Source organism: Acinetobacter silvestris, assembly GCF_002135235.1.
Classification (GTDB): Bacteria; Pseudomonadota; Gammaproteobacteria; order Pseudomonadales; family Moraxellaceae; genus Acinetobacter; species Acinetobacter silvestris.
Genome location: NZ_NEGB01000016.1, coordinates 1 through 8566, shown reverse-complemented (window position 1 = coordinate 8566; position 8566 = coordinate 1). Strand labels below are relative to the sequence as shown.

The 8566-nt window shown below is 36.8% G+C and carries 10 protein-coding genes; 4 read left to right on the top strand and 6 right to left on the bottom strand.

The window, feature by feature from the left end:
* Positions 1–648 precede the first annotated feature (648 nt).
* Entirely contained in the window at positions 649–1134 is a 486-nt protein-coding gene (locus tag B9T28_RS14720; protein WP_086204732.1) for a conjugal transfer protein TraD, read from the bottom strand.
* A gap of 169 nt (positions 1135–1303) precedes the next feature.
* Between B9T28_RS14720 and B9T28_RS14715 the strand changes: the two genes are divergently transcribed.
* Positions 1304–2599: a MobA/MobL family protein gene (locus B9T28_RS14715; RefSeq protein WP_086204731.1), complete on the top strand. Its 1296-nt coding sequence runs from the start codon at positions 1304–1306 to the stop codon at positions 2597–2599.
* A gap of 112 nt (positions 2600–2711) precedes the next feature.
* Here B9T28_RS14715 and B9T28_RS14710 read toward each other — a convergent pair whose 3' ends face one another.
* From B9T28_RS14710 to arsC, 3 genes are read right to left on the bottom strand one after another with little or no spacing between them, the layout of a single operon-like run.
* On the bottom strand, positions 2712–3254 hold the full coding sequence (locus B9T28_RS14710; protein WP_086204730.1) for a hypothetical protein: 543 nt from the start codon (positions 3252–3254) through the stop codon (positions 2712–2714).
* A 2-nt stretch (positions 3255–3256) separates the two neighbouring features.
* The gene (locus B9T28_RS14705) at positions 3257–3946 is read right to left on the bottom strand and encodes an RHS repeat-associated core domain-containing protein (protein WP_252053671.1); all 690 of its coding nucleotides are present in this window, start codon (positions 3944–3946) and stop codon (positions 3257–3259) included.
* A gap of 41 nt (positions 3947–3987) precedes the next feature.
* A complete protein-coding gene (gene arsC / locus B9T28_RS14700) occupies positions 3988–4416 on the bottom strand; it encodes an arsenate reductase (glutaredoxin) (RefSeq protein ID WP_086204728.1) in 429 nt (142 codons plus the stop codon).
* A gap of 84 nt (positions 4417–4500) precedes the next feature.
* Here arsC and B9T28_RS14695 point away from each other — a divergent pair, with 84 nt between their 5' ends.
* Genes B9T28_RS14695 through arsH form a run of 3 tightly spaced genes read left to right on the top strand, consistent with a single transcriptional unit; the run spans position 4501 to position 6576 of the window.
* Positions 4501–4824: a metalloregulator ArsR/SmtB family transcription factor gene (locus B9T28_RS14695; RefSeq protein ID WP_086204727.1), complete on the top strand. Its 324-nt coding sequence runs from the start codon at positions 4501–4503 to the stop codon at positions 4822–4824.
* A 2-nt stretch (positions 4825–4826) separates the two neighbouring features.
* Entirely contained in the window at positions 4827–5867 is a 1041-nt protein-coding gene (gene arsB, locus B9T28_RS14690; RefSeq protein WP_086204726.1) for an ACR3 family arsenite efflux transporter, read from the top strand.
* Between the two features lie 4 nt (positions 5868–5871).
* Positions 5872–6576, top strand: a complete 705-nt coding sequence (gene arsH / locus B9T28_RS14685) for an arsenical resistance protein ArsH (RefSeq protein ID WP_086204725.1) — start codon at positions 5872–5874, stop codon at positions 6574–6576.
* 187 nt (positions 6577–6763) lie between these two features.
* Here arsH and B9T28_RS14680 read toward each other — a convergent pair whose 3' ends face one another.
* A complete protein-coding gene (locus B9T28_RS14680; protein WP_086204724.1) occupies positions 6764–7285 on the bottom strand; it encodes a plasmid replication DNA-binding protein in 522 nt (173 codons plus the stop codon).
* Between the two features lie 71 nt (positions 7286–7356).
* A complete protein-coding gene (gene repM, locus B9T28_RS14675; RefSeq protein WP_086204723.1) occupies positions 7357–8259 on the bottom strand; it encodes a replication initiation protein RepM in 903 nt (300 codons plus the stop codon).
* Positions 8260–8566: the final 307 nt, after the last annotated feature.

Sequence of the window (8566 nt, the reverse complement as noted above, 5' to 3'; positions counted from 1 at the left end):
ACTAATTAAACTAGGTTGTAAATAGACCTAGTTTTTAGATCGATAAACCTAGTTTAATGGGTCGATAAACCTAGTTTAATGGGTCGATAAACCTAGTTTAATGGGTCGATAAACCTAGTTTAATGAAGCCTAAATGTATTGCTGTATAAGGCTTTTGGTCTATCTAAAAGTATTTAAAAACATTAAAAATAATTAAAAGCCCTTCGTTTGAAAAATTGCCCTATGTTTTCGCTATGCTCAAACTCTATTGAATCTCGCTTTCGCTCGATTCTTAGGGGCAATTTTTTAGCTAATATTTCCGTGAATTTAAGAAAAAGCAAAATCAAAGGCAAAAGAACAATGGATTCGCTTCGCTCATAAAGCTTTTGCTCGCTACGCTCGGTCTAGATTCAAATTTAGGCATCCAATTTATCTGTTTCTAGAATTTATGCTTTTAAAAAACAGTTTTTCAGAGAGTCTAGACGCGACTTTTGATTGTGTCGCTCGTAGACACTCGCTGAATGCCTTCTAATTGATTCCATATTTTTATAAGTAACAGTGGCTTATCCTATTATTTTTGACGGGTGGATTCTTTAAAGTGTACAAATCCCCCCCCTTAAAATGTTCTTGATCACTTACTTTGAATCGGAACACTATTTTTTAAGGTGATCAGTTTTTTAAAGGTGAGTTATTTTCATGGTCTGATTGCGCCTCTTTTGCGTTTTTAGCCTGTTTTCTCTCATGGAGTATAGAAACTCCCTGTTTATGCCAATTCGTCCATTTATCGCTATCTGGTGCGATTGCTGTGCTGATATTGGTGAGCATGCCGACCAATGTGGCAGGATCATGCTGTCCAAGCTCGGCAATATCGAATAATGCACCGAGTTCAATCAGGCGTTTGGTGCGTTGTTTGCGTTCTAAGGTTTTTTCTTTGTTCTTTTCTGCATTGAGTAGGTGCTGCATGTCCTTTTTGGCTTTGTTGGCTCGGATATTGGCTTTTTCGGTACGGATCAAAGCGATTAGTTTTTTGTCTTCGATGGGGCTACGGTCTGTTTTTTCATAGAGTTCGATGAGGAGTTTTTGGTAGTCGGTGGGCCGTGACAATGCCTTTAAAAATTGTAAATGTCCGTCAGGTAATTCTGTTTTTATGGTCATGCGAATACCGCTAAAAGCATCAATATTTATTCGAGTGTAGCATGGAAATGAAAGCGTGCTAAAATTCAGAATGCGCACTTAGTAGTTTCTATCTTCGATAGAAACCTAAGCACGACAAAGGGCTTCGCCCTCTGTACTCCCCACAGCACAAGCACAGGCAAAAGCGAACATGGCAAGTTATCACTTATCGGTCAAGGTGGGTGCAAAAGGTAAAGCTGCTGCACATGCTGAATATATTGAGCGTGAGGGAGAATATAAGCTCAAGCATCAGGAAAAACTAGAAGCCATGGAGCATGGCAATATGCCTGATTGGGCACAAGATGATCCGAACCTATTTTGGCGATGTGCCGATGAGTTTGAGCGTAAAAATGGTTCAACCTATCGGGAAGTTGAAATTGCGTTACCGAGAGAACTGACCCCTCAACAGCGTAAGGATCTGGTTCAGGTCTTTGTTGAACAGGAATTGGGGGATCAGCATGCTTATACCTGGGCGATTCATACGCCAAAGGCGAGTATTGAGGGTGGTGAACAACCGCATGCGCATATTATGTATAGCGAACGGATTCAGGATGGGATCGAGCGTGGCCCTGATCAGTTCTTTAAACGCTATAACTCGAAACAGCCTGAACGTGGTGGGTGTCAGAAATCCAATACCACGAAGAGCGCAGAACAGCGTAAAACGGAACTGGTTGAGTTGCGTGAGCGTTTTGCCGATCTACAGAATGTATTTTTAGAAGAATATGGACATACAGATCGGGTGGATCATCGAAGTCTGGCCGATCAGGGCATTGATCGTATACCTGAAAAGCATTTGGGGTGGATCGATAGTCAGAAGCAAAAATCAAAGGACTTGCTATTGGAGTATCGGCAAGCGACTCAATCCTTTGAAACACATCGTCATTATTTACCGAAGCACATGGCAAAACTTGATCAGGAACAACAACAGGCTGAGCCGAAGCCATTGACCCATGACGAAAAAATTAAAATTGCCAATGAAAAAATAGCGGAAGCCAAAGCAATCACGGCTGAATATCAGCAGTTGCTTGAAAAATATCGAACAGAATACGTGGATCAAAGTGTTAAAAAGGAATTAAAAGGCTATCAGCAACAAGGTGCAGGGATTCGCAGTCAGATTGAGGAATTAGATCAGAATAAACCGATGCTATTTGGGAAAAAGGATTGGGATGAACAGCGAGAAAAATTGGTCAATGATTATCAGGGCATTAAATATTTACATGACCACAGCAAGGCCGAAAAAAAGACTCAACTGTTATATGATCAGCGTTTCGGGCGTGAAGCCTCCATCAAACAAATTCAAAAGAATCATCCTGATTTAGCTGAGAACTTTAACAAGGCACAGGAGTTTTTAAAGGCATTGGCACAATGGAGAGAGCATCAAAAGCAACAGGAAAAAGCCCAACAGAAAGAAAAATCAAAAGACAATAATTTGGAAATCGATTATTAAAAATGGAAATGCCTATAAATTAGGCATTTCGCATAAGGTGTATTATGTTAATTTTAGAAATACTTAAAAACAGATATCGAGTTTAATATCAATCTTTTAAGGTTTTAAGAAATTATTTTTTCGTATTGTCGAAGACGTTAAAGCCATAACCTTTAAATAAATTAATTACATAATCTTTTGAATTTAAACTTGAAGAATTAAAAAATAAAAAATTTGCTCCATAATCGCAGTTAGAATGCTCTTGAATAAAGACTATACCAGTATCTTTAATTAATTCAGACAATGTAAAGGTAGGAACAAAAAGCAATTCTTTGTTATATCTTTGTCTAAGAATATTACTTTTATTAGCATGATTAAAATCTAAAATTTTAGTTTGTAATCCCTTGTTAGGGTGCATGATAACAGTTGAAAACTGACTGAAATAATTACCATACTTAAATTTAAATTGAGCATTAATTATATCATTGGGTATATCAAAAAAATTTTCCTTTCCACAATAGATTTTTCCCTTTTTCATTTCTATGTCAGTATAAAAATAAGTTTTATCAATACTTCTCTCTCCTTTATCATCCTCAAAATATAACCTATAAGCATTAAAAGGGGATGTTTCCCCATTTATATAAATGTCTTCATCTATGATAATAGCTTTAATCAAAACTATCCCCTCTTATATTGAACAATACCTACTGATATTCCATTTTTATAAACATGAAGATGAGGGCAATCATGGTGGGCTTCTCCAGGTAAATGACTATGTCCATCTGGATGGTCTTCTATCCAACTATTTTGCCACTCACAGCCATAACCCAAATGTGTTGCTCCAGCATATTTCAACCTATTATAACATTTTCCTTGACTCGTTTTATTTAGACTGGAATCTGTCACAGGTCTATGATAACGCTCTTTTCTCGAAATTTGAGCCATAGTCTGTGCGATAGCATATGCTTGTACTCTAGTATAAGGACCACAATTATCTTCTCTTTCACATTTTTCTTCTTTTGGCGGATTCTTAACATCTGGTAATTGAGATAAAATTGCGATGCCAATTGTATTTAGCATTAATCCTATTTCAGGTAAAAACGGTATTAATATTGCAAATTGACCTCTTGGATCAACAGCATGTAATGAATTACCCCCAACATACCCATAAGTATTTAATCCACCGTCTAACCCAATCGGATCACTTTCAACGTATCTACCTGTTATAGGATCATAATCCCTAAAATAATTATAAAAAATCCCAACTTCTTGGTCGTAATACTGACCTGCATGACGGATTGGAAAAGTTAAATTTCCTGTAGGAAGCACATCCCCAAACTGATGGGGTTTACAATGACTAGTTCGCATAAGCGCCATTATGTTAAATGGGGATATTGAATACGTGAAATTTACTTAACTCTATTACCATTTTGATCAATAATTACTTCGCCATCTTCTTTGCTAAATGCATTCAATTGAGGGGCAGATAATAGATCCAGTACTAACTCGGATGGTCTGCATAATTTAATACCAAGATCCGTTACTACAAATGGGCGGTTAATTAGAATTGGATATTCAAGCATAAAATCAATTAACTGGTTATCAGTCCAATGTTCTTGCTGTAATTCCAGTCTCTCGTAAGGTTCAACATTTTTACGAATCGCTTCACGCACAGAAAGCCCTGATTTTTCAATTAAAGTAATTAACTCTTCTTTAGTTGGTGGTGTTTCTAAATACTCAATTATTTCAGGTTCTTGCCCTGTATTTCGAATAAGTTCGAGAGTGTTTCTTGAAGTTCCACAGGCTGGGTTATGATAAATCTTAATCTTTTGTGACATGACTTTTCTCAGGGTAAAACAATATTGCATATATATATGGATATGCGTATATTCGCAATAGTAAATATATTGAGTCATAATAAAATGAATCAAACAGACTTCTTTAAGTGCCTTTCTGATTCGACACGCTTGGATATTTTGAAGTTAGTGATGGCAAAACAGAATATTTGTGTCTGTGAACTGACAGAACAGTTGCAACTCAGCCAACCTAAGATTTCTCGCCATTTGGCTTTGCTCCGCAATCTTTCTATTTTGCTTGATCAAAGACAAGGGCAATGGGTGTATTACCGTTTGAACCCAAATCTTCCTGAATGGGCAAATGCTGTTTTAAACATTATCTCAAATCAAAATGACGGCATCATGAGCAACCCTCTTGCTCATTCGTCAATTTCAGTGCATTGCGAGTAATTATGTCTACTTCAAGACTTTCATTTTTAGATCGCAATTTAACGCTCTGGATTTTCATTGCGATGGCATTGGGTGTGGGGATTGGCGTTTTCTTTCCTCAAGCATCGGTTGCTTTAGATCAGATGAGTATTGATTCGGTCAATATCCCGATTGTGATTGGCTTGATTTTGATGATGTACCCACCACTTGCCAAAGTGGACTATGCGACCTTGCCACAAGTGTTTAAAGATAAACGAACACTTACCTTATCTTTGGTTCAAAACTGGCTGATTGCACCGTGTTTAATGTTTGCGTTAGCCATCATTTTTTTACAGTCCTATCCTGAATATATGACAGGTGTCATTCTGATTGGATTGGCTCGATGCATTGCAATGGTCTTGGTATGGAATGGCTTGGCATGTGGTGATAACCAGTATGTTGCGGGATTGGTCGCATTTAACAGTATTTTCCAAATCCTGTTTTTCAGTACCTATGCTTGGCTATTTTTGACCTTTTTACCGCCCTATTTTGGTGTGGAAGCGCAAATCATTAATGTCAGCTTTTGGACAATTACCCATGCGGTTCTAGTTTATTTAGGGATTCCCTTTTTACTGGGTTTCTTAACTCGATACATTCTCGTGAAGCAAAAAGGATTGTTTTGGTATCAAACCAAATTTATTCCTAAAATTAGTCCACTCAGTCTACTTGCCCTGTTATTTACCATCGTGGCTATGTTTAGCCTGAAAGGTGGTGAAGTGGTCAGTTTGCCACTCGATGTACTCAGAATTGCAATTCCACTCACGATTTACTTTGTCCTAATGTTTTTCATTAGTTTCTTTATGAGTAAGTGGATGGGGAATGACTATCCCAAAACTGCGGCTATTTCTTTTACTGCGGCAGGGAATAATTTTGAATTGGCTTTAGCCGTTGCTATTGCAACCTTTGGGCTTGCATCACCTGTGGCTTTTACAACAGTCATTGGGCCATTGGTTGAAGTTCCCGTACTCATTGCTTTGGTCAGTGTTTCACTGTGGCTGAGAAAAAAAGTTTTTAAAGAGGTATAACGCTATGACTCTCCCAAATGTAGATTTAAATCTTCTTGAACAACCGACTTTAGACAAAGTCCAAGCCAAAGCGCTTGATCATCTACCTCGTATTTTATTGCTTTACGGCTCAAACCGAGAGCGCTCATACAGTAGACTTGCAGTGATGGAAGCAGGACGGATCTTGGAGTATTTTGGCGCTGAAGTAAAAATCTTCCATCCCAAGGGGCTACCTTTACCTGAAGATGCCGATACTGAACATCCTAAAGTCAAAGAGTTGCATGATTTATTAGCTTGGTCGGAAGGTATGGTGTGGTGTTCACCTGAACGTCATGGTTCGATGAGTTCTATTTTTAAATCGCAAATTGACTGGATTCCACTGGCAGGTGGTGCGATTCGCACAACGCAAGGAAAAACTTTAGCCTTGATGCAGGTCAGTGGCGGTTCACAATCATTTAACAGCTTAAATCAGATGCGTATTTTAGGTCGTTGGATGCGCATGATCACAATTCCAAACCAATCATCTATTCCTAAAGCATTTTTAGAATTTGAAGAAGATGGACGTATGAAGCCCTCTTCTTACTACACAAGAATTGTCGATGTGATGGAGGAACTATATAAATTTACGCTTTTGACCCGAGGACAATCAGCATATTTAACTGATCGTTATTCTGAGCGTGTTGAAAGTGCTGAAGAGCTATCGAAGCGTGTAAATCAAAAGAGTATTTAGTTTCCCTAAAATTAACATAATACACCTTATGCGAAATGCAATGTATTAATTTAATAATTTCAATAAGTTGCAATCCATAAAAAAGCCTAGTTTATTCAAACTAGGCTTTTTTATGGATTCTTCACGTTTCACGCCTAGTATTTAACCACTGTTCCACATTTTTGATTAGTCACAGTCAACAATGCCCTCAGCCATTCGGTAGGAAAAAACGACTCAGGAAGCCCCTTTTCTTCGGTTCTTCTTCAACATGCTCTGGTACTGGAATACGTGGGTTTTCTTTTTGATCGGGAGTAGTCAATCCGTCATGTTTCGGCTCAAGTTCTAACTGTGGTTCTGTTGCTATGTCAGGCTCAGATTTTTGATCGGTAAACGTAGTCATATTGGCTTTTGGGGCTTCCAATAAACGTTGCATGGTTTCTATTTGATTTTGATAAAATGATTCACGGTCTTTAGCATCTTCAATCTGATTTTTTAGCATGTCTATCTGTTGCCTAAGCAGTAAAACTTCTGCTGAAATTGGACTGTCTACTTTTACAGGTTCTTTTACATCTTGTTTCTTTTTAGGTTCACCAAACACACGTATGGCTTCAGCTAAATCAATCTTATTATCTGAATTTTTACTTAACATTCCTTTATTTATATGGTTGTAAATTGTTTGTCTATTTATCCCATATAACTTAGAAAGTTCAATAACAGAAAGATTTCTCATTATGTAAAACCATGCCTAATCTTGTAAAAAGTATATGTCTAATAGGCTGTCTATTAGGCATGACTAATAATCTAAACTTTTAAATCTAAATTGTCTAAATAGACTGAATACTTGTCTAAATTTACAGGATCTTTAAGCTGTTGTTTGATTCGTTTTGCGAAGTCTGTATAACTTTCACCAATATCACTAAATTGGTTAGCAAAAGTAGAATCATGAGCTAGTTTATTTGCAAATAGATCCAATTGCTTATCTGTTAAATCTAACTTTTTAGGCTTGATCTTTTTACTTTTTTGTTTGAAATTGAAGCTAAAGCCATGAATTGTGCGCCCTTTTTTATGTTGGTCATATTCGGCAGTTATATCTGTTAATTCGTTAACTTGTTTTAAAGCAAAGTCTAAAACATAGGTTTTGAAATTACTCATTGTTTTATATTGATGAGGTTCAACACCAAGTTGCTGTCTGAATGTAGATAAATCAAAAATAGGTGTTTTACCAGTAGAACGCCATTGAATTAATAATTCATATAAGCGGATGGCATATGAACTTGTTAACTTTGAAACTTGTTGAAGTTCATATTTTGTAAAGTTTTCCTCCAGTCTTGTTATGAGAGGAACAATATCTTGTGTGAAACGAAGAAAAACAATACCAGATTGTTGTTCATAACCAATTTTATCAACCCAACGGCAGTGAAAGCTACGATCTTTTCCTGTTTTGGGGTTGATGTCATGGTAGGTAACATAACGGTCAAATAGGCTTTTAGATGCTTCACGAAGTACAGTGTATGCAGTATGTTTTTCGACATTGAATGTATTTATATAACTACTAGCGTGTACTTCTAATAGGCTATTTTCAGTAACTCCATGACCTGTCCCCCTTGCTTCAGCAATAGCTAGAAGAATTAAGCGCTGTTCTACTGTATCTAAAGTATAACTAGCTTGAATTAAAGCATTATCTTTTACGACTAATTCACTCATTTTTAGTAATATATTTATAATTAAACTAGGTTGTACTTTAGACTAATTAAACTAGGTTGTAAATAGACCTAGTTTTTAGATCGATAAACCTAGTTTAATGGGTCGATAAACCTAGTTTAATGGGTCGATAAACCTAGTTTAATGGGTCGATAAACCTAGTTTAATGAAGCCTAAATGTATTGCTGTATAAGGCTTTTGGTCTATCTAAAAGTATTTAAAAACATTAAAAATAATTAAAAGCCCTTCGTTTGAAAAATTGCCCTATGTTTTCGCTATGCTCAAACTCTATTGAATCTCGCTTTCGCTC